Below are 25,929 nucleotides of genomic sequence, written 5' to 3'. Positions count from 1 at the left end.
GAGGTGGCCACGCTCACAGCGTCAGCCCCTCGCGCCGCATCTGCAGGCGCTCAGCCAGCGCATCGGCGATCTGGCTCACGAGCTGGTGCTCCTCGCGGCTCGCGCCGGCTCGCGTCTCCAGCACGCGCAGCGCCTTGCCGCCGTCCTCATGGCGGAACTCGAGCGCGAGCGAGCGGCGCTTGGCCCCGCCCACGCAGAACAGGCCCCAGCCGCTGCCGTCGAGCCGGCGCGACTCCCCGTCGACGCCGACCGGATCGAGTTGCCGCGCCGCGAAGTCCAGCCGCCAGCCCAGGTGCTCGCGGCGCATGAAGCCCCACACGGCCATGCCGGCGACGACAAGCCCGAGGGCCAGCCAGCCGGCACCGGGCCGCATCGCGGCCGGCAGCGCGGGCACGCCCCACAGGCCCAGCGCCGTGCCCGTCAGGCCCAGACCCCAGGAGAGCGGATGCACCTCCACGCGCGGCAGCAGCACCTGGCGGGCCTGCGGGATCTCGTCCCGCAGGCGCCGGAACAGCGCGGCGCTGGACCTCATGCGCCCAGCGACCGGGTCGTCGCCACGAACTGGTCGAGCTTCGCGCGGGCCGCACCGGAGCGGATGGCTTCGCGGGCGCGCTCGATGCCATCGCCGATGCTCTCGCCCACATTGGCGGCGTAGAGCGTGGCGCCGGCGTTGAGCAGCACGATGTCGCGCGCCGGACCGGGCTCGTCAGCCAGGGCGCCGAGCAGCATCTGGCGGCTGTCCTCGGGGCCGGCCACCTTCAGGCTGCGGTTCGAGGCCATGGCCAGACCGAAGTCCTCGGGATGGATCTCGTACTCGCGAATCTCGCCGTTCTTCAGCTCGCCCACCTGCGTGCCCGCACCGAGCGAGATCTCGTCCATGCCGTCCTTGCCGTACACGACGACGGCATGCTCGGCGCCCAGGCGCTGCATCACGCGGACCTGGATGCCGACGAGGTCCGGGTGGAACACGCCCATCAGGATATTGGGCGCGCCGGCCGGGTTGGTCAGCGGGCCCAGGATGTTGAAGATGGTGCGCACGCCCAGTTCCTTGCGGACCGGGGCGATGTTCTTCATGGCCGGGTGGTGGTTGGGCGCGAACATGAAGCCGATGCCGCACTGCGCCACGCTGGCCGCCACCTGCTCGGGCTTGAGCATGATGTTGGCGCCCAGGGCCTCGAGCACATCGGCACTGCCGGTCTTGCTGGAGACGCTGCGGTTGCCGTGCTTGGCCACCTGCGCCCCGGCCGCGGCCGCCACGAACATCGAGCAGGTGCTGATGTTGAAGGTGTGCGCGCCGTCGCCGCCCGTGCCGACCACATCGACCAGGTGCGGCTGCGGCGCCAGCGGCACCTTGATCGAGAACTCGCGCATGACCTGCGCGGCGGCGGTGATCTCGCCGATGGTCTCCTTCTTGACGCGCAGGCCGATCAGCAGGGCTGCGGCCATCACGGGCGACATCTCGCCGCTCATGATGCGTCGCATGAGGGTCAGCATCTCGTCGTGGAAGATTTCGCGGTGCTCGATGGTCCGCGTCAGGGCTTCGTTGTCGGTGATGGGCATGGCAATTCCCGTTCAGGCTTTGAAGTAGTCGCGGACGGCGGCGATGGCGCGGTCCACGCCCGCCGCATCGACGTCCAGATGGGTCACGAAGCGCAGGCGGTACAGACCCGTGGCCAGCACACCGCGCTCCTTCAGGAAGGGCAGCAGACCCGCCGCCCGCTCGGCATCGGCGACGTCGGCAAACACGATGTTGGTCTGCGGCGTCTCGACGGCAAGACCTGGCACCCCAGCCAGGCCCTCGGCCAGGCGGCGCGCGAGGGCATGGTCATCGGCCAGCCGGCGCACGTGGTGGTCCAGCGCATGGTGGGCCGCCGCGGCCAGCAGACCCGCCTGCCGCATCCCGCCGCCGGCCATCTTGCGCCAGCGGTGGGCGGCCTTGATGAAGTCGCGCGAGCCGCACAGCACCGAGCCCACCGGGGCGCCGAGGCCCTTGGAGAAGCACACGGAGACGCTGTCGAAGTGGCTGCAGATGCGGCGCGCCGCGGCATACGGGTCTGCTGCGTCCACGGCCACCGCCGCGTTGAAGAGCCGTGCGCCGTCGAGGTGCCGCGCCAGCCCGCGCCGCTGCGCCAGCGCCGAGGCGGCGGCCAGATAGTCCATGGGCAGGACCTTGCCGCCGATGGTGTTCTCCAGGGTCAGCAGCCGCGTGCGGGCGAAGTGGGCGTCGTCCGGCTTGATGTTGGCCTCGATGTCGGCGAGCAGCAGGCTGCCGTCGGGCTGATGCGGCAGGGGCTGCGGCTGAATGGAACCCAGCACCGCGGCGCCGCCGCCTTCCCAGCGGTAGGTGTGGGCCATCTGGCCGACGAGGTATTCATCGCCGCGCTGGCAGTGGGCCATGAGCGCACAGAGGTTGCTCTGCGTGCCCGTGGGCATGAAGAGCGCCGCCTCGAAGCCCAGGCGGGCCGCGAGGTCCTCCTGCAGCCGGTTGACGCTGGGGTCGTCGCCGAACACGTCGTCGCCGAGCGGCGCGGCCATCATGGCCTCGCGCATGGCCGCCGTCGGCCGGGTGACGGTATCGCTTCGCAGATCGATCATGGGCACATCACTCCTGGGTGTCGGGGCTTCGATGGAAGCACATCACTTGCGCAGCTGCAGGAAGTTCTTGAGCATGGCATGGCCGTGCTCGGACAGGATGGACTCCGGATGGAACTGCACGCCCTCCAGCGGCGTGGCGGTGCCGGCCAGCTCGCGGTGGCGCAGGCCCATGATCTCGCCGTCCTCGCTGCGCGCGGTCACGACGAACTCCCGGGGGAACGTGGCTTCCTCGACGACCAGCGAGTGGTAGCGCACCACGGTGAAGTCCTGCGGCAGGTCGCTGAAGACGCCCTGCCGGTCCGTGGTGATCACGCTGGTCTTGCCGTGCATCTGCGTCTTCGCACGCACGATGTTGGCGCCGAAGGCCGCGCCCATGCTCTGGTGGCCGAGGCACACGCCCAGCAGCGGCAGCTTGCCGGCGAAGTGGCGGATGGCCTCCACGCAGACGCCGGCCTCGGCGGGTGAGCAGGGGCCGGGCGAGAAGACGAGGTGGTCGGGCTTCAGCGCCGCGATCTCGGCGACGGTGATCTCGTCGTTGCGCACCACCTTCACCTCGGTCCCCAGCTCGCCGAAGTACTGCACCAGGTTGAAGGTGAAGCTGTCGTAGTTGTCGATCATCAGCAGCATGTCAGGCCTCTTGTCGTGCAGGGCGGTTCATCGGGGTCGTCGTCGCGGCGCGCATCAGAAGCCCTCCTCGACGAGTTCGGCGGCGCGCAGCAACGCCCGCGCCTTGGCTTCCGTCTCCTTCCACTCCAGCTCGGGCACGGAGTCCGCCACCACGCCGGCAGCGGCCTGCACGTAGAGCATCTGGTCCTGCACGATGCCGGTGCGGATGGCGATGGCGAGGTCCATGTCGCCCGCATAGCTGAGGTAGCCGCAGGCGCCGCCGTAGATGCCGCGCTTGACGGGTTCCAGCTCGTCGATGATCTCCATGGCGCGGATCTTCGGCGCGCCGGACAGCGTCCCCGCCGGGAAGGTCGCGCGCAGCACGTCCATGTTGGACAGGCCCTCCTTGAGCAGGCCCTCGACGTTGGAGACGATGTGCATCACGTGCGAGTAGCGCTCGACCGCGAAGGCGTCGGTGACCTGCACGCTGCCGGTCTTGGCGATGCGGCCGATGTCGTTGCGGGCCAGGTCGATCAGCATGAGGTGCTCGGCGCGCTCCTTCGGGTCGGCCTTGAGCTCGGCTTCGAGCGCACGGTCCAGCTCGGGCGTGGCGCCGCGCGGCCGGGTGCCGGCCAGCGGGCGGATGGTGATCTTCTCGCCCTCGGCGACGCGCTCGTGGCGCACCAGGATCTCGGGCGAGGCGCCGACGATCTGGAAGTCCCCCATGTCATAGAAGTACATGTAGGGGCTCGGGTTCAGCGAGCGCAGCGCGCGGTAGAGGCTCAGCGGGGACTCGGTGTAGCGCTTGGACAGGCGCTGCCCGAAGACGATCTGCATGCAGTCGCCCGCGGCGATGTATTCCTTGGCGCGCAGGACGGCCGCCTCGTAGTCGGCGCGAGGGAACTCGCGCTGCACAGGATGCGCCTGCCCCCGCCGCACCTGCGGAGCGGAGACGCTGTAGCTGAGTTTGTCCCGCAGCTCGGCGAGGCGCTTCTTGGCCTTGAAGTAGGCCTCGGGCTGGGCCGGGTCGGCATAGACGATGAGGTAGAGCCGGCCCGAGAGGTTGTCGATGACGGCCAGCTCCTCGCACTGCAGCAGCATCACGTCGGGCGTGTCCAGGCCCCCGGTCTTGGCGGTCTTCGCGAGGCGGGGCTCGATGTAGCGGACGGCGTCGTAGCCGAAATAGCCGGCCAGGCCGCCGCAGAAGCGCGGCATGCCCGGGCGCAGCGCGACCTTGAATCGCTGCTGGTAGGCCTCGATGAACTCGAGGGGATTGCCCTCGTGGCTCTCGATGAGCTCGCCATCGCGACGCACCTCCGTGCGACGGCCTTCGCTGCGCAGGACGGTGCGCGCCGGCAGGCCGATGAAGGAGTAGCGCCCGAAGCGTTCGCCGCCCACCACCGATTCCAGCAGGAAGCTGTGGCGCCCCTGACCGGCGCCGGCGCAGAGCTTCAGGTAGAGCGACAGGGGGGTTTCGAGGTCCGCAAAAGCCTCGCTGATCAGCGGGATGCGGTTGTAGCCTTCAGCGGCCAGGCTCTGGAATTCCAGTTCGGTGATCACGTCTTGTTCTCTCGCGAATGCGTCGGCGCCGGCCACAGGCCCGGGGCGCTCGATCGATCAGATCAGCTTGGCTCGCATGCCGCAGCGCTGCCGAAGGGCAGCACCGGCGCACGGATTCGCAGTGACTTCGCGGAAGTGTGGGCCCCGGGAACCGGAGCCGGCAAGCAGGCCAGGCGCTTCAGTGGGTGAAGGCGGACGGGCGTCGCCAGGGCCAGGCTCCCCGGTCGTTCGACCCCTTGATCTGCTTGCGCGTGATGAACATAGTGCGGCCGAGTGTAGCAGCGGCCCCGTGAAACTGAGACTTGCCCCTATTTCAAGCCTTCGTCGTTCAGACATACTCCTTCTTACAAGTTCTGCAGCTGTCATGCAGACATCCTTGGAGTGAGACATGCGTCGTTCGTTTCTTGCAGCGCTGATGGCGCTGGCACTGCCGCTGGGGGCGCTTGCCCAGACCGTGGAACTGGCTGGGGTGAAGTACGAGGCCCAGACCGAGCTGGGGGGCCAGAAGCTGGTCCTCAACGGCGCGGGCATCCGCTACAAGGCCATCTTCAAGGTCTACACGGCCGGCCTGTATCTCAAGGACAAGGCCGCCACGCCGGATGCCGTGTTCAGCACCGCGGGTCCCAAGCGGCTGTCGATCCACATGCTGCGCGAGATCGACGCCAACGAGCTGGGCAAGCTCTTCACCAAGGGCATGCAGGACAACGCCACGCCGGAGGACTTCTCCAAGTCCATCCCGGGCGTGATGCGCATTGCCGAGGTGTTCGCGGCCAAGAAGAAGATGAGCGCCGGCGAAGGCTTCTCCGTCGACTACGTCCCCGGCACCGGCACGATGGTGCTGGTCAACGGCAAGGTGCAGGGCGAGCCCATCAAGGAGCCCGAGTTCTTCACCACGCTGATGCGGATCTGGCTGGGCAAGAACCCCGCCGACAGCCAGCTGAAGGACGCCCTGCTGGGCGTGCAGCCGCAGGGCCGCAGCCGCTGAAGGCGCGGCCGGATCAGGGCGCCAGCAGGCGCCGGATCTGGTCCAGCCGGTCCAGGTGCGCCAGCGCCGGGACGGCATCGATCGGCTCGCCGTGGTTGTAGCCATGGCGCAGCAGCACCACCGGGCAGCCGGCGGCATGGGCCGCCTGCGCATCGTTGCTCGAGTCCCCGATCATCCACGCCGACGGCGGCGCCACGCCCAGCGCCTCGCAGGTCTTGAGCAGCGGCAAGGGGTCGGGCTTCTTGCGCTCGAAATCGTCCCCGCCGAAGACCCGGTCGAAATAGCCCGCCAGCCCCTTGGCGGCCAGCAGGTCGCGGGCGAAGCGCGCCGGCTTGTTGGTCAGGCAGGCCATCGGCAGGCCTTGCGACTTCAGCAGGTCCAGGCCCTCGCGCGTGCCCGGGAAGATCTCGGACGCCTGCCCATTGATCCGCAGGTAGTGCGCCTGGTAGCGCGCCCAGGCCGGCTCGTACAGGGCGGCGTCGCCGCCGACCTCGCGCAGGGCGGCGCGGATCAGCTGCTCGCTGCCCCGGCCCACCGCCTGCAGCACCCACGCGCGGCTGACCGCCGGCAGACCGAGGTCCGCCAGCGTCAGCGCCAGCACGGCCACGAAGTCCCCGGCGGTGTCGACGAGGGTGCCGTCGAGATCGACGAGAAAGGCCAGGGGGCGCGAGGGAGCAGACATCGGTGGCACGCAGGGAGATCGGGGCAAGGCCTGCATCCTAGCGGCTCCCTCATGCATGAGCGCCGTTCATGCCGGACATGACGGCTGCTGGCGGACGGCGCCTCCCCTCGGCCGATACCGTGGCGGTCATGAAAACACTCGTCAACCTCTTCCACCCCCGCCTCGAGCAGTCCCGCATCAACCGCCGCTGGGCCGACGCCTGGCGCACGGCGCCGGACGTCACGCTGAACCTCGTCCACGCGCAGTACCCGGACGGCCGGATCGACGTCGCCCGCGAGCAGGCCCTGCTGCTGTCCCATGAGCGCATCGTGTTCCAGCATCCGCTGTACTGGTATTCCGTGCCGCCGCTGATGAAGGCCTGGCTGGACGACGTCCTCCAGGCCGGCTGGGCCTACGGCCGCGGCGTCACGACGCTGCACGGCAAGCAGTGGTGGTCCGTCATCAGCGCGGGCGGCACCGCCGAGGACTACCAGGCCGGCGGCTTCAACGAGTACAGCCTCAGCGAGCTGCTCAAGCCCCTGCAGCGGACGGCCGGCATGCTGGGCATGCACTACCTGCCGCCGCATGTCGAGGGGGGCGTCCACCAGCTGGGCGAGGAGGCGCTGGCCGGCCTGGGCGAGCGCCTGCTGCAGCGCCACCGGGCCGTCCAGCCGCGCCCGGCCGCCTGATCAGGACCCGCGCAGGGCGGCCACCACCTGCTGGCGCAGCCAGCGGTGGCGTGGGTCCTGGTGCTGGGCCGCGTGCCAGAGCATCACGACCTCGTAGGACGGCAGCGGCAACGGCGGCTCCCACAGCCGCAGGGGCGCGTGCTGCGCCAGGCCCTCGGCCACGCGCCGCGGCATCGTGCAGACGAGGTCGCTGCCCGCCACCTGCCGCGCCGCGCTGGCGAACTGCGTGAAGGTGCAGGCCACATGCCGACGCCGCCCCTGCCGCTGCAGCCAGGCGTCGACCGGCCCCAGGCCCACGCCCTGGGGGCTCACCAGCACATGGGATTCCGCCAGATAGGCGTCCAGCGTCAGCACGTCGCCCGTCCAGCGCGGGTGGTCGGCGCGCGCGATGGCGACGAAGCGCTCGCCCCACAGCACGCGCCGGTGCAGGCTCTCGGGCGCACGCTCGTAGCGGCCGATGAGCACGTCCACCTGCGCGGCGGCCTGCAGCAGGTCGAAATCGCTGGGCTGCACGCAATGCAGCGTGGACTGCGGCGCCAGCCGGCGCAGGCGGGCCAGCAGGGCCGGGGCCAGCACCAGATCGCCGTAGTCCGGCATGGCCACGCGAAAGGCATGCGCCCCCGCCGCCGGATCGAAGCCCGGCTGCGGCGCCACCACCCGTTGCAGCTGCTGCAGGGCCTGGGCCAGGGGGGCCTTCAGCGCCAGGGCCCGCGCAGTAAGCTGCATGCCCCGCCCGGCACGCACCAGCAGCGGGTCGTCGAAATGGGCCCGCATCTGGCGCAGGGCATGGCTCATGGCCGATTGCGTCACGTTGGCATGCAGGGCGGCGCGGCTGACGCTGCCCTCCTGCAGCAGCAGGTGCAGCCATTGCAGCAGGCGGGGATCCAGGTCGGTCGCGCGGGCGGGTGGCGTCATGGGGCGAGGGCCGGCCCGGCCCCTGGGTAGATGCGGAGCGGCGACTATACGCAGCGCAGGGACAATGCCGCACCGCCCGTCGCATCGGGCTCCCTGAGCATCACCTCCCCATGTCTGCCACTTCCTCGCATCGGGCGGCCCACCCGGCGGTCTACTTCGTCCTCTTCGCGCCCTTCAGCGCACTGAGCGGCTACCTGGCCATCGCCGCGGCCTACGCCCTCGCCCAGGCCAAGGTGCCCGCCGAGGCCATCGCCGGCCTGCTGGCGGTGACCTTCATGCCCCACGCCGCCAAGTTCCTGTGGGCCCCCGTCGTGGACCTCACGCTGACCCGCAAGACCTGGTATCTGATCGGCTGCGTCGGCTCGGCCGCGGGCATGTTCATCACCGGCATGACGCCGTATCGCCTGGAGTCCATCCCCTTCCTGACCGTGGTCGCCGTGACCGCCGGCATCGCCGCCAGTCTGCTGGGCATGTCGGTGGAGAGCCTCATGGCCCACAACACGCCGGACGAGGAGAAGGGCCGCGCGGCGGGCTGGATGCAGGCCGGCAACATGGCCGGCTCCAGCCTCGGGGGCGGCCTCGCCTTGTGGATGATGGAGGACCTGCACGTCTCCGCCATGCTCACCAGCAGCCTCATGGCCGTGCTGACGCTGGCCTGTGCCGCCGCGCTGCCCCTGGTGCGGGAGCAGCGGGCCGAGACCCCGGCCGGCGGCTTCAGCTTCGCCACCAACGCCCGTGCCGCCGGCCGCGACCTCTGGGAGGTGGCCTGCTCCCGCATGGGCCTGCTGGCCATCCTGGTCTGCTTCCTGCCCATCGGCGCGGGCGGCGCCAGCAATCTGTGGTCGGTCGTCGCGCCGGACTGGCACGCCAGCGCCGCCACCGTGGCGCTGGTCACCGGCGTGGTCAGCGGCATCGTTTCCGCCGGCGGCAGCCTGCTGGGCGGCTTCATCTGCGACCGCATGGACCGCAAGTGGGCCTACTGCCTGTTCGGCGCCCTGCAGGCGGTCTGCGCCCTGGCCATGGCGGCCGCGCCCCGCACCGAGAGCAGCTTCGTCGTGTTCACGACGCTCTACGCCCTGACCACCGGCCTCTGCTACACGGGCTATGCGGCCGTGGTGCTGGAAGCCATCGGCAAGGGCGCCGCGGCGACCAAGTACAGCCTGCTGGCCTCGCTCGCCAACATGCCCCTGAGCTGGATGACGCTCGTGGCCGGCTACTCGCAGACCCACTGGGGCAATGGCGGCATGCTGCAGGCCGAGGCGGCCATCGGCGGCGCCGCGCTGCTGGTGTTCGCCCTGGCCTCCAAGCTGGCGCAACGCCGGGTCGGGCCGGCCACGCAACCGGCCGGCGTCGCATAAACAATTGTCCAAATATCCGGACATTTGCGTAGAATATCCGGATGGACAGCCCCAAGCAGCGGCTGCTCGCCCTTTTGCGGGAGCAGCCCTTCATCACGCAGGAGGCGCTGGCGGCCCAGCTGGGTCTCTCGCGCTCCACGCTCACCCACCAGCTCGCGCAGCTCACCCGTGAAGGCCTGATCCTCGGCCGGGCCTATGTGCTCGCCGAGCCCGGCCAGCTGCTGTGCATCGGCGCCGCCAACCGCGATCGCAAGCTGCGCACCACGGGGCCGGCGCGGCTCGCCAGCTCCAATCCCGCTGCCCAGACCGAGAGCGCCGGCGGCGTGGCCCGCAACATCGCCGAGAACCTCGCCCGCCTGGGCTTGCCGGTGCAGCTGCTGACCGCCGTCGGCCAGGACCCGGCCGGCCAGGCGCTGCTGGCCGAGGCCGCGGCGCTGGGCATCCGCACCCAGGGCAGCCTGCAGCTGGCCGAGGTGCCCACGGGCAGCTACACCGCGGTGCTCGACGCCCAGGGCGACCTCATCATCGGTCTGGCCCAGATGCAGGCCTGCGAGGCGCTCGACACCGCCTTCCTGCAATCCACCCTGGCGCAGCGCCGCAGCGCGCGCTGGACGGTGCTGGACCTGAACCTGCCCGCGCCGACCGTCGCCGCCCTGCTGGCCGAGGCCGCGGCGGCCCAGCGCCCGCTGGCGGCCGTCGCCGCCTCCGTGCCCAAGATGGATCGCCTGCCGCCCGACCTGCGCGGGCTGTCGCTGCTGCTGCTGAACCGCGACGAGCTGGCCGCCTGCACCGGCCTCGCCCTGACGGACGACACCGCCCTGGCGGCCGCCTGGGCGCAGCTGCAGTCGCGCGGCCTGCAGCGCCTCGTGCTGACGCAGGGCGGCGGCGACGTCTGCTGCGCGTCAGCCGGCGAGCCGCTCACCCGCGTGCCGGCGCCGCCCGTCGAAGGCATCGTCGAGGTCACCGGCGCGGGCGACGCCTTCTCCGCGGGCGTCCTCGCCGGCCTCCTGCGCGCACCGCAGGACCTCCCGGCCGCCTGCCGGCTGGGCCAGCGCCTGGCCGCCCTCACGCTGCAAAGCACGGCCACCGTCTCGCCGCTGCTGAGCCCCGCCCTCCTGGACACCCCGGAAGAAAGCCTGCCATGAACCTGCCCCTCGTCTTCTCGCCCGAAGTGGCCCTCGCCCGTGAACAGGGCCGCGCGATCGTCGCGCTCGAGTCCACCATCATTTCCCACGGCATGCCCTACCCGCAGAACGTGCAGACGGCCCGCGAGGTCGAGGCCCTCGTGCGCGCCGAGGGCGCCGTGCCCGCCACCATCGCCGTGATGGGCGGCAAGATCCGCATCGGCCTGGCCGACGAGGAGCTGGAGCTGCTGGGCCGGAGCCCGGACGCGCTCAAGCTCAGCCGCCGCGACCTGCCCTTCGCGCTGACCAGCGGCCGCGTGGGAGCCACCACCGTGGCGGCGACGATGATCTGCGCGCAGCTCGCGGGCATCCAGGTCTTCGTGACCGGCGGCATCGGCGGCGTGCACCGCGGCGCCGAGACCAGCTTCGACATCTCCGCCGACCTGCAGGAGCTGGCGCGCACCTCCGTCGCCGTGGTGTGCGCGGGCGCCAAGAGCATCCTGGACCTGCCGCTCACGCTGGAATACCTGGAAACGCACGGCGTGCCGGTGCTCTCGATCGGCCAGGACAACTTCGCGGCCTTCTACACGCCGGACAGCGGCCTCAAGGCCGACTTCCGCATCGACGACCCCGCCGAGCAGGCGCGCTTCCTGAAGGCCAAGTGGAACCTCGGCCTTGCCGGCGGCGTGGTGATCAGCAACCCCGTGCCGGCCGACGAGGCGATGCCGCGGGAGGAGATCGAGCGCATCACCGCGCAGGCGCTGCAGGAAGCGGCCGACCAGGGCATCCAGGGCAAGGCGGTCACGCCCTATCTGCTGGCCCGCATCAAGGCGCTGACCGACGGCCGCAGCCTCGCGACCAACATCGCGCTCGTGCGCCACAACGCCCGTGCCGGGGCGAAGCTCGCCCTAGCCTTGCTGCATGCATAAAGTCATGCGCCGACTTCACGTCGGCGCAATACGCGGGAGCGGCCGGCGGGCTAAGCTTCGGGGCTTCCCATCAGCCTCCTGCTGAGCCTGCGGACCACGCCGCGTCTGCCGCCTCCTCGCGCAGTGCCCCGTGCCGCACCGGCTCAGGTCAGAAAGACCCGCCCATGCGCCGCACGCCCGTCGTTGCCACCCTTGCCCTGCTGATCCTTGCCGGCGTCGCCTGGCGCTGGAACGCCCACCGCACCGAGACGGCCGGCGCATCCGGCAATGCCCCGGCCGGCGCGGCCTCCGCCCCCGGCGGCAAGGGCAACGCCGCGCCGCAGGCGGTGGGCGTCGTGACCGTGCAGCGCCAGGACGTGCCCGTGAGCATCGACGCCGCCGGCACCGTGGCCGCCCTGCAGAGCGTCGACCTGCGCGCCCAGACCACCTCCACGGTGCGCGAGGTCCTGGTCAAGGACGGACAGATGGTCAGCAAGGGTCAGGTCTTGTTCCGCTTCGACGACCGCACGGACCGCGCCAATCTGGACAAGGCGCGCGCCCAGCTCGCCCGGGACCGCGCCAGCCTCGCGGACGCCGAGCGCCAGCTGCAGCGCGCCCAGGATCTGCTGCGCCAGAACTTCGTCGCGCAGAGCGCCGTGGACACCGCCTTGACGAACGTCGAAGCCCAGCGTGCCGTGGTCCAGTCCGACGAGGCCGCCGTGCAGGCCGCGCAGGTGAGCCTCAGCTACAACGAGCTGCGCGCCCCGCTGGCCGGCCGCGCGGGCCTCGTCAACGCCATGCCCGGCGCGCTGGTGCAGGCCAATGCCAGCGCCGCGTCGCTGCTGAACATCGCCCAACTCTCGCCCATCGGCGTGAGCTTCGTCGTGCCCGAGACCCAGCTGCAGCCGCTGCTCGCCGCCGTGCGTCCGGGACCGGACGGCAGGACCGAGCCGCTGGACGTGCAGGTGAGTCTGCCCGGATCGCCCCGCGGCAAGGGCAAGGGCGGCGAAGCCCCGCTCACCGGCCATCTGGGCTTCGTGGACAACCTCGTCGACGCCACGACCGGCACCATCAAGGCCCGCGCCGAGTTCGACAACGCCGGCCAGCAGCTCTGGCCCGGCCAGTACGTGCGGGTGCGGCTCACGCTGCGCACCCTGAGGAATGCCGTCGTCGTGCCCCAGGCCGCGCTGATCGTGCGGGGCAATGAGCGCACGCTGTATGTCGTCGGGCCGGACAAGACGGCCCAGCTCAAGACCGTGCAGCTGCGCTACGGCTTCGGCGACTTCGCCGTCGTCGAGGGCGTCGAGGCCGGCGAGCAGGTCGTGCTGGAAGGCAAGCAGAACCTGCGGCCCGGCACGCCGCTGAAGGTCCAGCCGGCGGCGGTGAATCCCGGCCGGGCCAAGAGCGCCGACGAGCCGGCCAGCGCATCCTCCGCAGCCTCCGGAGCCGGTGCATGAGCCCCGCACGACCGCCCGAAGGGGCGCAAGCCCGCCGGTCGGGCCCGCACGCCGTGCGAAGGACGCCCCAATGAAGCTGACTGAACTGTTCATCCGGCGGCCGGTGATGACCGTGCTGCTGAACCTCTCGCTGGTGATCGCCGGCCTCGCGGCCTTTTCGAAGCTGCCCGTCGCCGCCCTGCCCTCCTACAACACGCCCGTCATCAACGTGCAGGCGAGCCTGCCGGGCGCGAGCCCCGAGACGATGGCGTCCTCGGTGGCGTTGCCGCTGGAGAAGCAGTTCTCCACGATTGCCGGCCTGTCAGGCATCTCCTCGACCAGCATCCTCGGCAGCACCTCGCTGACGCTGGAGTTCGATCCGAGCCGCAACATCGACGCCGCCGCGGTGGACGTGCAGGCGGCGCTGTTCCGCTCGCTGCGCGCGCTGCCCACCGAGATGACCTCGCCGCCGTCCTATCGCAAGGTCAACCCGGCCGACGCACCGGTGCTGATGGTGGCACTCACCTCGCCCTCGCTGAACCTCTCGGACCTCAATGACTACGCCGAGAACCTCATCACCCCCGCGCTCTCGACCATCAACGGCGTGGCGCAGGTGTCCATCTTCGGCCAGAAGCGCTACGCCGTGCGCATCCAGGCCAAGACCGAGGCGCTCACGCAGCGCGGCATCACCCTGGAGGAGCTGCAGGCCGCCGTGCGCTCGGCCAATGCCAACACGCCCGTGGGCGTGCTCGACGGCGCGCGCCAGACGCTCACCATCCAGGCCAACAAGCAGCTGAAGAACGCCCGCGAGTTCGGCGCCATCGTGGTCGCGAGCCGCAACGGCCAGCCCATCTTCCTGCGCGACGTGGCGGATGTGCAGGACAGCTTCGAGACGACGAAGTCCTACGCCAGCTTCAACGGCGAGCGCTCCATCACGCTGGCCGTGCAGCGCCAGCCGGACGCCAACACCGTGGCGGTCGTCGATGCCGTCAAGGCCATGCTGCCGCGCATGGCCGCGCAGCTGCCGGCCTCCGTGCAGATGAGCACGCTGAACGACCGCTCCTTGTCGATCCGCGAGTCGCTGCACGATGTCTACTTCACGCTGGCCCTGACCGTGGCGCTCGTGGTGCTGGTGATCTTCCTCTTCCTGCGCCGGGCGGTGGCCACGCTGATCCCGACGCTCTCGCTGCCCATCTCGCTGATCGGCGCGCTGACGCTGCTCTACGCCCTCGGCTACAGCCTGGACAACATCTCGCTGCTGGGCATCACCCTCGCCGTGGGCCTCGTGGTGGACGACGCCATCGTGATGCTCGAGAACATCGTGCGCCACGTGGAGGACGGCATGGCGCCCTTCGACGCCGCGGTGCGCGGCGCACGGGAGATGGCCTTCACCATCCTGTCCATCTCGATCTCGCTGGTGGCGGTGCTGATCCCCATCTTCTTCATGCCCGGCGTGATCGGCCTGCTCTTCCATGAGTTCGCCGTGGTGGTGATGCTGGCCATCCTCGTCTCGGCCGTGGTGTCCCTGAGCCTCGTGCCCATGCTGTGCAGCCGCTTCCTGCAGCCACACCACGAGGTCGAGGAATCCGCGCTGGGCAAGACCTTCGAGCGCGGCTTCAGCGCGGTGCTCGGCGCCTACGAGCGCAGCCTCGACTGGGCCCTGGCCCATCGCAAGGCCGTGCTCGGGGTGGCCGTGGCCAGCTTCGTCGCCACCGTCGTGCAGTACAGCCTGATTCCCAAGGGCTTCTTCCCCGAGGAGGACGTCGGCCAGATCCAGGCCAGCACGGAAGCCTCGGAAGACATCAGCTACGCCGCCATGGAGCAGCTGCAGCAGCGCCTGGCCGAGATCGTCCGCCAGCACGAGGCCGTGGCCAGCGTGGCCTCGGCGCTGGGCGCGGGCGGCGGGGGCGGCAACTCGGTGAACAACGGCCGCATGTTCATCAACCTCAAGCCCCGCAAGGACCGCCCCGCCATGCCGCAGGTGCTGGAGAGCCTGCGCAAGGAGCTGCGCAAGGTGCCGGGCATCGCCGTCTATCTGCGGCCGGTGCAGAACCTGCAGCTCGGCGGCCGCCAGAGCAAGGCGCGCTACCAGTACTCGCTGCAGTCCGTGAGCGCGGGCGAGCTGGGCCAGTGGGCGCAGAGGCTGCAGGAGAAGCTGCGTGGCGACCCGATGTTCCGCGACGTCACGAGCGACGCCCAGCAACGCGGTCTGCAGGCCAACCTCGTGATCGACCGCGAGCGCGCCAACCTGCTGGGCGTGCAGATGCAGGACCTGCGCACGGCGCTCTACGACGCCTTCGGCGAGCGCCAGGTGTCCAGCATCTATGCCGAGAGCAACACCTACCAGGTCATCATGGAGGCGAGCCCCGAGGACCGCGGCACCGAGGACGCCTTCGCCAAGATCCAGCTGCGCGGCCGCAATGGCACGCTGGTGCCGCTGCAGGCCTTCGCCACGGTGCAGCGCGGCCTCGGCCCCACCGCGGTGAACCACCAGGGCCAGCTGCAGGCCGTCACGGTGGCCTTCAACCTGGCGCCCGAGGTCCCGCTGGGGCAGGCGACGGCGAAGCTGGACGGCTACGTGCGCGAGATGCAGCTGCCGGCGTCCATCATCACCAGCTATGGCGGCGACGCCGCGGTGTTCCAGGACTCGCAGGGGGGTCAGGTCTTGCTCATCGTGCTGGCCCTGGCGGTGATCTACGTGCTGCTGGGCGTGCTCTACGAGAGCTACATCCACCCCGTGACCATCCTCGCCGGCCTGCCCTCGGCGGCCGTGGGGGCGCTGGCCACGCTGGAGCTCTTCGGCATGGAGCTGACCATCATCGCGACCATCGGCATCGTGATGCTCATCGGCATCGTGAAGAAGAACGCCATCATGATGATCGACTTCGCACTCGACGCCCAGCGCAGCGGCGGCATGACGCCCGAGCAGGCGATCCGCGAGGCCTGCCGCCTGCGCTTCCGGCCCATCATGATGACCACGCTGGCCGCGCTGATGGGCGCCCTGCCCATCGCCCTGGGCCTGGGCGCCGGCGCGGAGCTGCGCCAGCCGCTGGGCCTGGCGGTGGTGGGCGGGCTGATCGTCTCCCAGGCGGTGACGCTCTACATCACGCCGGTGATCTACCTGGCGCTGGACCGCTTCAGCGGCACCGGCCCCGACCTGCGCGAGGTGCGCGACGCCCCGAGGACGGCGCACAGCGCCTGAGGCCGACGCCGATCGGCTTCAGGCGCCTCTGCCGGCGCCCGGGTGTGATCGCATCTCCGCCTTGTCGCGGTACATGTCCTGGTCCGCGATGCGCATGAGACCCTGCGCGTCGTTGGCCATGACGGGGTAGACGGCGATGCCCATGGCCGCCGTCACCCGCACGGCCAGGTTGTGGACCGAGATGAAGATGGGTTGCTCCAGCAGCGCCACCAGCTTGGCCTTGACCTGCTGGGCCTGCACCAGGCTGTCGACATCCGGCAGCAGCACCAGGAACTCGTCCCCGCCGATGCGGCCCACCGTGTCGGCCTCCCGCAGCGAAGCCGCCAGCCGCTGGGCGACGACCTTCAGCACCTGGTCGCCCGCCTCGTGGCCGTAGCGGTCGTTGATGGGCTTGAAGTCGTTCAGGTCCACGAAGATCAGCGCGAGGCCCTGGCTCTTGCGCTGCGCCTGCGCCAGGGCGCGGTCCAGGCGGTCGTGCAGCAGGCGCAGCGAGGGCAGGCCCGTGAGCGCGTCGTGGTTGGCCAGATGGCGCACGACCTGCTCGGCACGGGCGCGGCGCGCCACCTCTTCCTTCAGCTCGTCGAGGCTGCGCTCGACGGACTCCGCCATCTCGTCGATGGCCTGCGAGAGTTCGCCGAACTCCGAGCTGTGACCGAGGCTGATGCGCTGGCTCTGCTGCCCCTTGCGCACCTGCCGGGCCCAGTGGCGCAGCATCTCGACCGGGCGGCGCACCGAGCGGTCGTAGCGCATGGCCATGAAGACGGCGTTGCCGCCGGTGAACACCAGGCACACGATGGCCAGCCAGGCGGTGAAGCGCAGGTTGTCCTTCAAGGGCTGGATCACCGCCTCGTGGCCCGCCTTCAGCGACTGCCGCACGGCGCGCAGCGGCCCCATGATCTCGGCCTTGGCGTGGCGGTAGGCGGGGCCGTGCAGCATGTCCAGCGCCTCCTTCCACTCCTCTTCCGACAGCGGGTGTGTGGAGCCGCGCGTGTCCACGCGACCCATGGCCTGCTGCTCCACCTTCATCAGCGCCTCGGAGCGGCGCAGCGCCTCGGCCAGGCGGGCGTAGTCCTCGGGCGCGAAGCCGGCGTCCTGCAGTTTCGCCTGCATGGCGCGCGCGGCCACGGGGCGGCCGGCGGCGCGGGGCTGGTCCAGGGCCAGGTCCCAGTAGACCTCGTCATAGCCCTCGGGCTCCGACTGCAGGCCCTCGCGCATGCGGGCCACCTCGCGGTAGTGGTCGGCGAACTGCGCGTCGCGGCTCACCACGAACAGCCGCGCCATGCGTGTGAGCTCGTCCGAGCTGCGCTGCAGCTGAGCGACCAGCTGGTCCCGCTGCTGGAACTGCCGTTGCAGCTCCAGCAGGCTGCGGTAGCCGGCGACCAGGTAGCCCACCGCGGCCGTCGCCACCAGCACGAGGACGATTTGCGCGATGAGATTGAGGGCCAGCTTGGTGCGGAACAGCATGGTCGGCGGGTTCTTGGACATCGGCTAGGGCACCACCCGGCGCACGAGCGGCGACTGCGACCAGCTCCTGGCGGCCAGCTCGATGAGGTCCAGCACGTTCTCGAAGCCCTGCGCGCTGCCGAAATAGGGGTCCGGCACTTCCTGGCCTTCGCGGCCGGGCACCACGTCCAGCAGCAGGCCGACCTTGTGCAGCAGCTCGGGCGGGCACTGGCGGCGCAGCGCATGGAGGTTGTCCTCGTCCATCGCGAGGAGGTGGTCAAAGCGCAGGAAATCGTCCGCCTCGATGCGGCGGGAGCGCCATTTCTTCTCGAGGGGGTACTTGCGGCGGCTGAGCGCCGCGGCGGCTCGCGCATCCATGCTCTGCGCCCGGGAGGAGGCGCGCACGCCAGCGGAGGCCACGCGCCCGAGTCCGAGGACGGCAGCCTGCGCCTTGAACACCGCCTCGGCCATGGGCGAGCGGCAGATGTTGGCCGTGCAGACCAGCAGCAGGGATTTCATGGCGGGCATTATGGGCGAGCCCGCCCGGGAGGATGTGCTCCAAAGCCCCTGCAGCCAAGGGTGGGAGGTGACGGATGTCAAGGCCTGACCCCGGCACGCCGGCGGGGCCGGGCGTCCGCCGGGCTGCTTCGCGCCAGGCGGGGCCCCGTGACCGCCTTCGCCCCCCGGGGAATCAGTGCTTGGTTTCGCCCGCCAGATACTCGGCCACGGTCACCGGACGCATTTTCACGATTCTCTCGACGGGGACGTTGAAATACCGTGCGAGTTCCCGCGCGATACGAAAAAGCACTGGCCGCCCGATCTCTGCCCGCTTGATGGAAGCGATCGAGACGCGAAATCGGCCCTGCTGGCAAGCTTCTGCCATTTCCTCCTGGGTCTGCAGTTTCTCGTTGCGCAGGCTCTTGAGAATATCCTTGACCAAGAATACCCGGCCCTGCTGAACCATGGGCTCGTAACGAACCACCGGGGCGGGATTCATGCCGGCCGTGACCTGTGCCAGCATGTTTTCATACGACAGGGTGGTATCCAGGCTGGCGTCACCGCCAATATGGGGGGATTCCTGAGAGTCGGCAGCGGCATGGCCCAGGTTATTGGCAGCCGATTGCTCCTCATTCAAGCTGGTATCGATTTCCTTGCTCATATTGACCTCGTCAGATGCGACTGGAGGGGCGGGCCAGCAGATGCCGGGGAGGCGGGGCGGGCGGCGCGTCGATGCGCGATGCATCGATGGGCTGAACGATAGGAAATCGGAGAAAAAGTCGCCTTCCGGGAACCTTCCGGTGGCTTTTTGTGCTCAGAACGGGATCAAAACTAGGGTTAACCCTTTGTTTTCAAGGTCTCTGGGCCCGTGCACCCCGGGGGGCGGCGTTTCGGATGGGCCACACGGATTGTGAGGCGAGCGCTTCGCGCCGTCAGCGCCATGCGCAGGGCAGAGGCGCGGCAATTGGGAATCAGATGAATTTCATCCCGTCCACCCCGGGGGGGGCCGTCCGCAGCTTTACGGCAGGCTATCCATCCGGCGCCGCCGCGGGGGGAAGAATACCGGCAGCCACGAGCAGCCGATCGGCAACCGATGAACAACGACAAGCCCCCTTCACCGCTCAATTCCAGACGACAAGAAGAGAGGCCTGGTCCGCAGCAACGAGGGTTTCCGCAGAATCCCCGGAACGCACCCCCGAAAACCCGGGCATACCTACCGCCCCCACTGATGGAAACCCCGGTCCGCTGCCGGATTCATCAAGGAGCGACAAGACACCCTCGGGAATCGTCAATCAATCCCTTTGAAGCCGGCCCTACGAGACCATCAGCATCACGGCTCTGATGGCACCTGCCAGATTCAATGCGCCGAGAAAATGCATGGGGAAAATGCCCTGTGCGCAGCATCCCATGTGCCTGATGTCAGCGTCCACGGTTTTGACACGGCCCCCAAGGCGCTGAATGCCAACGGCTTGGGCGTTCAGGCCCTGATGCTCTCGCTGGGCGTCGCAGCCAGCGACCCGCACGGCCCCGCGCGGCTTCACCTTGCCGATCTTCGTCAAGCGGTGCGTGAACGTCCCGGTCCGGATCCCCGTGGGCGCCACCCTGACGCTCTGCGGCCAGCCCAGCGGCCGCGTCATGCCCGCAGGGATGACGCTGACCTTGTTCGCCCACAACGGCGCATTGCGCACCGTCGTCGGGATGTGCGGAGCCCCCGGTGAGGGCGAGGTGCGCCGATCCGAGGCGGGGTCTTCACTCACCCAGAGCAGGCAGCCTCACGGCGGCCGTTTCGTTCGCCATGGGGAACACCGCAGGGGAAGGCGATGCCCCCGCCGGTCTGACCGCGCCCGCGGCGCCCGGTCGCTTGGGCCCACCGGTGCCGGATGGCGTGCTCACCGGGCCGGCCGGCATGACGGGAAGCCCCGAGCCGGCCGAGGTGTGTCAGGTGCCCGGGTTGATGACCTGAGGATCCGACGTGGGGTACAGCACGGGGTAGCCGCTCGCGCTGAGCTTGCTGAAGACCAGGACCACGCCGCGGACTGCCTGCGGGGCGGCGTTGGGATTGGGGACGCTGACGCTCACCTGGGACACCGAGCCCTCGGTGATCGAAGCCGGCACAAAGGAAGTCGTGGGCGGCGTGGTGTTGTTGGTGACCATGGCGCCCACCAGTTGCAGGCCGGAAGCGCTGGGCAGCGTCTGGTTGAACTGAGCGACCGCCGACGGGGCATTCAGGGGCGGCGTGACGACCTTGCCACCCGAGGTGTAGGTGCATTGAGCAAAGTTGCCCGTGCTGTCGATCTTGGCAGTCACGGTATAGATGTTCGGTCCGCTGGAGGGCATTCGAGACTCCGATTTGGCTTTGGTTAGTTTTCAATACCGGCGCGAGGCAGCGCACTCTGGCGAGCGGCCACCGACTGGAGCCAATCCGCCTCCTGGCTGACCTGGGCGGCTTGTCCCAGACATTGCGCCGAACGTACATAGACCGATGTCCATTGCGCGCTCTGCCGTAGCAGTTGCGGCAGAACACTGGCCTTGGTCTGCTGGCACAGCGCCTGCCCTTGAGCAAGCAGGCCGCCGGTGCGCAGCAACTCAGCCAGCCGCAGACGCACTATCGCCTGCCGCCAACCAATTTCGAACAGATCTGAATGTCTGACACTCATCTGACCCAGATGGCTGGCCAGCACTTCCAGGCTCGCCCGCTCCTGCTGCGGGTCGTTCAGCAGCGCCCATTGCCGGGCTCGCAGATGCAGCAGCTGCGCCAGCACGCGCTGGGTGTACATGCGATCCTTGGACCGGGCAAAGACGTCCCGGCACTTCGCCTCCAGCTGGTCCAGTGCCGCCAGGCGCTGCTTCGGCGTGAGGGGTCGCAGGTCGACCCATTCCAGCTGGCTGACGAAGTAGGTGTCCTGCCAGGCCAGCTGGTCTGGCTGCGTGGCGACCAGCGCCGACGACAGGGCAATGGATCGCTCCAGATGCCGCGAGGCCTCCGCCGCCTTGCCGAACTCCTTGAACAGGCGCCCCTGCATCAGGTGCGAGCGTGCGAGCCGGTGCTGCCAGGTCAGATCCTGCGGCGCCTTCGCCTGCACCGCAGACTCGATCTCAATGCGCTCCCGCCCGAGATCGAGCGCCTGCCTCAGCTCGCCCCGCCGTTCCTGCGTGGTCGCCCACCAGGACAAGGTGTCGGCCAGGTCCGCCTGCAAGGTCAGGTCAGCCGGCTTCGTCTGCAGCGCCCGCCTCTTGAGTTCCGCCGACCGCTGGAAGGCGTCAGCCGCCGACGACAGCTCGCCACGTGCGAGATCTGCCGACCCCAGGCTGTTGAGCGCATACGACAGCTCCGCCAGGGTTTCCGGCGCGTCCGGACGCAGTGACTGCATGCGCTCCGCGGCCTTCAGGTAACGCCGCCAGGACGACGACGCCTCGTCCATGTCGCCCTTGGAGTAATCCGCCTGGCCGCGCCAGAACGCCGCGGCCCCCAGCACCAGCTGTCGTTCGAACTCCTGGTCGGGCGAGGGCATCACCGGCAGGGGGTCCAGCATCTGCAGCGCCTGATCGGAGGCCGCCAGAGTCCCGGGCAGGTCGCCCCGGGCAAAGCGGACTTCACTGATGACATTCAGCGCCTTGGCCCGCTGGACGAGTGCGGCGACGTGCACCTGCCCCTCCGCGGCGCCGGCACTCAGGTGATCCAGTGCCTTGCCTCCGACGCTGTCCAGCAGCTCCAGGCGGCCGATAGGCCGGAGTTTGTCGGCCAGTTCCCCCAGCATGTAGCCCAGGAGGTCATCGGCCTGCGCGCTACGCTGTCGCGCCACGCCTTCCGCCTGCTGCGCCCGCCAGGCCATGCCGCCGGCCAGCACGGCGAGCCCCGCCAGCGCGGCGACGGCACCGCCCTTGAGCCGTCCGGCCCAGGCCGCGCGGCGCTCGCAGCTGGCGAGGAAGTCCTGCTCGGCCGGCGCCAGGGCCAGCAGCCCGTCGCGACGCAAGGCCAGCGCATCCTGCAGCTGCCGCCCCCGCGGCCACAGGAATTCAGCGGCATGGCCGCCCTGCTCCCAGCGCTGCACCTGCTGGCGCAGACGCGCTCGGGTCTGCAGATCCTGGCGATGCTGGGCGATCCAGTCCGTCACGCGCGGCCAGCGGCGCAGCAGCGCTTCGTGAGCGACGCGGAAGCCCGGCTCCTCGCGGGCGAACTCGGTGCTGTGCTCGCTCACGAGCAGGCGCGCGTCCACGAGGGCGCGCACCAGCTCGCGCTCGGCGGCGCTGCGCAACTCGCTCCAGACGGCACGCCGGCCGCCGACGGGGCTGGACTCGTCCTCGCCCACCAGCACCAGCAGCGCCAGCACATGCGGCAGCGCCTCCTGCTGGATGGGCGTCATGGCCCGGATGAGCTGCTCGGCCTGTTCGGCAATCACGCCCTCGAGGCCGCCCATGCCGCCCGTGGCACCGCCCAGTGCGTGGTAGGCCGCGAAGGTGAGCTCGCCATGCGCACTGCGCTGCTGATAGAGCTGCTCCAGCGTGTACTGCAGCAGCGGCAGGGCGTCGGGGCTGGCGGCCGCGGCGTCGCAGAGCAGATCGTCCAGGCGCTGGTGCGTGGACGCATCGATGCCGAAGCTCAGGCCCGCCGCGCGGGCCGGCAGGCGCACCATCTGGGCGATCTCGGCACGGCTCGGCGGCGCGAGGTCCAGGTGGCCGCCCTGAGCCTTGTCGCGCATCAGCCAGGCGTGCTGGGCCAGCTGCGGGTAGTAGTCGTTGCGGCAGGCCGCCACGAGCAGCACGCTGCCGCTCTCGGCCAGCTGCTGCAGCAGGCGCAGCGCCGGCTCGCGCTGCGCCTCCTCTCCCAAGGGTGGGCGGAACAGGGCCTCGAGCCGATCGATGAAGAGCAGCGCAAAGGGCTGCCCGCTGCCGCCTTGGCGCTCCAGCGCGGCACGCAGCTCGGCCAGCACCGTGGCGGGCGTCTCGCTGAGGGCACGGGCGAGGTCGTGGGCATTGAACCCGGCCAGCAGGGGCTCGCCGGCAGCCGTCTCCCAATCCAGCAGGGCGGCCGCCAGGGCCAGGGCGAAGGCCGGCGGGGACACAGCACCGCTGGCAGACTCGGACGCCTGCACACTGAGGTCAGCCAGGTCCAGCTGGCTGTGGCTGATGAGCTGCCAGCGCCCGGCCAGCGGCTCGCGCTGCAGCGTGGGGATCAGGCCGGCACTGACGAGCGAGGTCTTGCCGGAGCCGCTCGGGCCCAGCACCAGCACCAGGCCATGCTGGCGCTGCATCTGCGCGATGACGCTGCGCAGCAGGTCCTGCGTGGCCTGCTCACGACCGAAGAAGACCTCGGCATGGCGCGTGTCGAAGGCCTGCAGGCCGCGGAAGGGCGAGCCGCCCCGCCAGGCACCGCTGCGGGCCTGGCCCTGACCGCCGCGCACGGGCGCGATGACGCGGTAGCCCCGCTTGCGGATGGTCTCGATGTAGCGCGGCGCCGTGGCGCTGTCGCCCAGGGCGCGGCGCAGCTGGTTGATGCTCTTGTGGACGGGGTTGTCGCCGAGGCCGCCATCGACGAGCGCATCCCCCCAGCAGCGCACCAGCAGCGTGTCGGCACTGATGACCTCGCCCGGCATGGCGCACAGGGCCAGCAGCACGGCCATCGCGCGGGGCTCCAGGGACTGCTCACCCTCGGTGGCATGCTGCAGGCGGTTGGCGGCCGGATCGACGCGCCACTCCCCGAGCTCAAAGCGTTCCGCAGCCGGCCTGGACTGCGCGGCATTGCTTGCCGCCCCAGCGCCGACGGTCCCCGTGACGGTCATGTCCCTGCACCTCGTGGCGTCGCGGCGCTGACCGGCAGGGGTCAGGTCTTGCGACGATTGGTCCTTGCATGGGTGCCCCGGGCCCCATGACTTGGCGGGGAGTATAGAAGTCAGCAGGCCCCAGGCGGGCAGCGGTAACCCAGGGGGACACCTCCGGCGTACCAGCGATGCTATCGGCAGAGCCGCCGGCCGGCGGCATCAGAAGTGCCGCAGTCCGGCCTCAGGCCCGGGCCTCGGCCTCAGGAGCCGTAGCCCAGGTCCCGGGTCTCGACCAGCAGACCGTTCTCGAAGCGAAGGGCCTGCATGAACTGCTGCGGGCCGAAGTTGTAGACCCATTCCTCGATGACGACGGGCACCTGGCGCTCCACCTCGACAGCGCTCTGGACGGCGGGGCCGCCGTTCACCGGGCGCGTCCAGACCGTCTCACGGACGCGCTGGATCCGGTACTCCGTCCGCTGGTCCTGGCTGAAGGGCGCGCCGCACTTGCTCAGGACCTCGGCCTTGCGCAGACCCGGGTCGATCACCCAGGTGTTGCAGCGGAAGGCATGGGCGTGCGATTGGCAGACCAGGCCGAGCAGCAAGGCGGCCATGGCGATGCATGCCGGCGGTGCGCGGCGGGGGCGTGGGCGGTGAAAGCTCATCGGACCTCAACGCGGCAGGCAGCGCAGCGGCTGACGCCCCCCCCCGCGTGACGGGCTCATCGCGCCAGTTCGGCCCGCATGGCGTCGATGACGGCCTTGTAGTCCGGCTTGCCGAAGATGGCCGAGCCCGCCACGAAGGTGTCGGCACCCGCGTCGGCAATCTGGCGGATGTTGTCCACCTTGACGCCGCCGTCGATCTCCAGGCGGATGTCTCGGCCGCTGGCGTCAATGATTCGGCGGGCCTGCTCCAGCTTCTTCAGCGCGCTGGGAATGAAGCTCTGGCCGCCGAAGCCGGGGTTGACGCTCATGATGAGCACGAGGTCGACCTTGTCGATGACCCACTCCAGCACGTCCAGCGGCGTGCCGGGGTTGAAGACGAGGCCGGCCTGCTTGCCCTCGCCCTTGATCAGCTGCAGCGTGCGGTCCACGTGGGCCGAGGCCTCGGGGTGGAAGCTGACCAGGTCGGCGCCCGCCTTGCAGAAGGCCTGGGCCAGGGCGTCGACGGGCTGGACCATCAGGTGCACGTCGATGGGGGCGGGCGTGCCGTCCGGCTTGACGGCGTGCTTCCTGAGCGCCTCGCAGACCATCGGGCCGAAGGTCAGGTTGGGGACGTAATGGTTGTCCATCACGTCGAAGTGGATCCAGTCGGCGCCCGCCGCCAGCACGTTGCGGACCTCCTCGCCCAGGCGGGCGAAGTCGGCGGAGAGGATGCTGGGGGCGATGCGGTGGCTCATGGCGTGCGGGGCTGGGAAAGGAAGCGGGAATCGGCCCCGGCCTTCGTGGCGCCGGGGAGGCAGAAGCGCGGATTTTACGAAAGCGATCCGCCCACCGCTGCGCCACCCCGAGCGGATTCAGCGCGGGGGCGTGAAAGCCTGCCGCGCGGCATCGACCTCGGCGCGCCATCGGCAGCCGGGCGCATGGTCGTTGATGAGGCCCATGGCCTGCATGAAGGCGTAGCAGGTCGTGGGGCCGACGAACTTGAAGCCCCGCCCGCGCAGGGTCTTGGAGAGGCGGCGCGAGGTCTCGGACTCGCCGCGCACCGGCGCGTCCTTCTCGGCGGGCTCCTCGAAGCGCCAGAAGAAGGCGGCGAGCGAGCCGAACTCCTGGCGCAGGGCCGGGATCAGGCGGGCGTTGTGGATGGCCGCCTCGATCTTGCCGCGGTGGCGCACGATGCCGGCGTCCGCGAGGAGGCGTTGGACGTCCGCTTCGTCGAAGGCGGCCACCTTGGCCGGATCGAAGCCGGCAAAGCCCGCGCGGAAGGCCTCGCGCTTGGCAAGGATCGTCCGCCAGCTCAGGCCCGACTGGAAGCCCTCGAGGCACAGCTTCTCGAACAGGCGGCGCTCGTCGGTCACCGGATAACCCCATTCGGTGTCATGGTAGTGACGGTAGGCCTCGAAGCCGGGGGCCTCGCACCAGGCGCAGCGGGCATGGCCGTCGTCGGCCACATAGGTTCGGGAGTTCATGGCGGGGAGCACAGGGGTTCGGATGGCCCGGAGCTTACGCGGCGCACGGGGCGGGTGTCGTCATG

At 70.2% G+C, this 25,929-nt stretch carries 23 protein-coding genes; 7 read left to right on the top strand and 16 right to left on the bottom strand.

Annotated elements, in window-relative coordinates; translation table 11 throughout:
* Positions 1-13 precede the first annotated feature (13 nt).
* From QRD43_RS22195 to trpE, 5 genes are read right to left on the bottom strand one after another with little or no spacing between them, the layout of a single operon-like run.
* On the bottom strand, positions 14-532 hold the full coding sequence (locus QRD43_RS22195; RefSeq protein WP_285984706.1) for a hypothetical protein: 519 nt from the start codon (positions 530-532) through the stop codon (positions 14-16).
* On the bottom strand, positions 529-1,560 hold the full coding sequence (gene trpD, locus QRD43_RS22190; RefSeq protein WP_285984705.1) for an anthranilate phosphoribosyltransferase: 1,032 nt from the start codon (positions 1,558-1,560) through the stop codon (positions 529-531). Before trpD ends, QRD43_RS22195 begins: the two co-directional genes overlap by 4 nt.
* A 12-nt stretch (positions 1,561-1,572) precedes the next feature.
* Positions 1,573-2,595, bottom strand: coding sequence for a low-specificity L-threonine aldolase (gene ltaE / locus QRD43_RS22185; protein ID WP_285984704.1), 1,023 nt, complete (start codon positions 2,593-2,595; stop codon positions 1,573-1,575).
* Positions 2,596-2,637: 42 nt separating this feature from the next.
* Complete coding sequence (locus tag QRD43_RS22180) at positions 2,638-3,222, bottom strand: anthranilate synthase component II (protein ID WP_285984703.1); 585 nt, start codon at positions 3,220-3,222, stop codon at positions 2,638-2,640.
* Between the two features lie 54 nt (positions 3,223-3,276).
* Positions 3,277-4,761 carry an anthranilate synthase component I gene (gene trpE, locus QRD43_RS22175; protein WP_285984702.1) on the bottom strand — a complete coding sequence of 495 codons (1,485 nt, stop codon included), beginning with the start codon at positions 4,759-4,761 and terminating at the stop codon, positions 3,277-3,279.
* Positions 4,762-5,149: 388 nt separating this feature from the next.
* Between trpE and QRD43_RS22170 the strand changes: the two genes are divergently transcribed.
* Positions 5,150-5,746 (top strand): chalcone isomerase family protein, encoded by a 597-nt coding sequence (locus QRD43_RS22170; protein ID WP_285984701.1) that lies wholly within the window; start codon positions 5,150-5,152, stop codon positions 5,744-5,746.
* A gap of 13 nt (positions 5,747-5,759) precedes the next feature.
* On the opposite strand, the gene gph is transcribed toward QRD43_RS22170, so the two are convergent.
* Positions 5,760-6,428 carry a phosphoglycolate phosphatase gene (gph, locus tag QRD43_RS22165; protein WP_285984700.1) on the bottom strand — a complete coding sequence of 223 codons (669 nt, stop codon included), beginning with the start codon at positions 6,426-6,428 and terminating at the stop codon, positions 5,760-5,762.
* Between the two features lie 128 nt (positions 6,429-6,556).
* Between gph and QRD43_RS22160 the strand changes: the two genes are divergently transcribed.
* The gene (locus tag QRD43_RS22160; protein WP_285984699.1) at positions 6,557-7,096 is read left to right on the top strand and encodes an NAD(P)H-dependent oxidoreductase; all 540 of its coding nucleotides are present in this window, start codon (positions 6,557-6,559) and stop codon (positions 7,094-7,096) included.
* On the opposite strand, the gene QRD43_RS22155 is transcribed toward QRD43_RS22160, so the two are convergent.
* Complete coding sequence (locus QRD43_RS22155) at positions 7,097-8,011, bottom strand: LysR family transcriptional regulator (protein WP_285984698.1); 915 nt, start codon at positions 8,009-8,011, stop codon at positions 7,097-7,099.
* Between the two features lie 110 nt (positions 8,012-8,121).
* Here QRD43_RS22155 and QRD43_RS22150 point away from each other — a divergent pair, with 110 nt between their 5' ends.
* The 5 genes from QRD43_RS22150 (at position 8,122) to QRD43_RS22130 (ending at position 16,039) form a co-directional block, all read left to right on the top strand.
* Entirely contained in the window at positions 8,122-9,369 is a 1,248-nt protein-coding gene (locus QRD43_RS22150) for an MFS transporter (protein ID WP_285984697.1), read from the top strand.
* 41 nt (positions 9,370-9,410) lie between these two features.
* Positions 9,411-10,514: a carbohydrate kinase gene (locus QRD43_RS22145; RefSeq protein WP_285984696.1), complete on the top strand. Its 1,104-nt coding sequence runs from the start codon at positions 9,411-9,413 to the stop codon at positions 10,512-10,514.
* Entirely contained in the window at positions 10,511-11,422 is a 912-nt protein-coding gene (locus QRD43_RS22140; protein WP_285984695.1) for a pseudouridine-5'-phosphate glycosidase, read from the top strand. Before QRD43_RS22145 ends, QRD43_RS22140 begins: the two co-directional genes overlap by 4 nt.
* 164 nt (positions 11,423-11,586) lie before the next feature.
* Positions 11,587-12,858, top strand: a complete 1,272-nt coding sequence (locus QRD43_RS22135) for an efflux RND transporter periplasmic adaptor subunit (RefSeq protein ID WP_285984694.1) — start codon at positions 11,587-11,589, stop codon at positions 12,856-12,858.
* A gap of 70 nt (positions 12,859-12,928) precedes the next feature.
* Positions 12,929-16,039 (top strand): efflux RND transporter permease subunit, encoded by a 3,111-nt coding sequence (locus QRD43_RS22130; RefSeq protein ID WP_285984693.1) that lies wholly within the window; start codon positions 12,929-12,931, stop codon positions 16,037-16,039.
* Positions 16,040-16,057: 18 nt separating this feature from the next.
* Here QRD43_RS22130 and QRD43_RS22125 read toward each other — a convergent pair whose 3' ends face one another.
* The 9 genes from QRD43_RS22125 to QRD43_RS22085 form a co-directional block, all read right to left on the bottom strand.
* Positions 16,058-17,524 (bottom strand): sensor domain-containing diguanylate cyclase, encoded by a 1,467-nt coding sequence (locus QRD43_RS22125; RefSeq protein ID WP_285984692.1) that lies wholly within the window; start codon positions 17,522-17,524, stop codon positions 16,058-16,060.
* A 3-nt stretch (positions 17,525-17,527) separates the two neighbouring features.
* The gene (locus tag QRD43_RS22120) at positions 17,528-18,001 is read right to left on the bottom strand and encodes a low molecular weight protein-tyrosine-phosphatase (RefSeq protein WP_285984691.1); all 474 of its coding nucleotides are present in this window, start codon (positions 17,999-18,001) and stop codon (positions 17,528-17,530) included.
* A gap of 172 nt (positions 18,002-18,173) precedes the next feature.
* The gene (locus tag QRD43_RS22115) at positions 18,174-18,641 is read right to left on the bottom strand and encodes a helix-turn-helix domain-containing protein (protein ID WP_285984690.1); all 468 of its coding nucleotides are present in this window, start codon (positions 18,639-18,641) and stop codon (positions 18,174-18,176) included.
* A gap of 652 nt (positions 18,642-19,293) precedes the next feature.
* On the bottom strand, positions 19,294-19,737 hold the full coding sequence (locus QRD43_RS22110; protein WP_285984689.1) for a hypothetical protein: 444 nt from the start codon (positions 19,735-19,737) through the stop codon (positions 19,294-19,296).
* 181 nt (positions 19,738-19,918) lie between these two features.
* Positions 19,919-20,317, bottom strand: a complete 399-nt coding sequence (locus tag QRD43_RS22105) for a hypothetical protein (protein WP_285984688.1) — start codon at positions 20,315-20,317, stop codon at positions 19,919-19,921.
* A 23-nt stretch (positions 20,318-20,340) separates the two neighbouring features.
* Positions 20,341-23,760: an nSTAND1 domain-containing NTPase gene (locus tag QRD43_RS22100; protein ID WP_285984687.1), complete on the bottom strand. Its 3,420-nt coding sequence runs from the start codon at positions 23,758-23,760 to the stop codon at positions 20,341-20,343.
* Positions 23,761-23,999: 239 nt separating this feature from the next.
* Positions 24,000-24,350: a DUF2845 domain-containing protein gene (locus QRD43_RS22095; RefSeq protein WP_285984686.1), complete on the bottom strand. Its 351-nt coding sequence runs from the start codon at positions 24,348-24,350 to the stop codon at positions 24,000-24,002.
* 107 nt (positions 24,351-24,457) lie between these two features.
* Positions 24,458-25,135 carry a ribulose-phosphate 3-epimerase gene (gene rpe / locus QRD43_RS22090; RefSeq protein WP_285984685.1) on the bottom strand — a complete coding sequence of 226 codons (678 nt, stop codon included), beginning with the start codon at positions 25,133-25,135 and terminating at the stop codon, positions 24,458-24,460.
* Between the two features lie 117 nt (positions 25,136-25,252).
* A complete protein-coding gene (locus QRD43_RS22085) occupies positions 25,253-25,864 on the bottom strand; it encodes a DNA-3-methyladenine glycosylase I (protein ID WP_285984684.1) in 612 nt (203 codons plus the stop codon).
* Between the last annotated feature and the right edge of the window lie 65 nt (positions 25,865-25,929).

The sequence above is a fragment of the Roseateles subflavus genome (assembly GCF_030285365.1).
In the GTDB taxonomy this organism is placed as follows: domain Bacteria; phylum Pseudomonadota; class Gammaproteobacteria; order Burkholderiales; family Burkholderiaceae_C; genus Roseateles_B; species Roseateles_B subflavus.
This window is presented reverse-complemented; position numbering and strand designations above follow the sequence as displayed.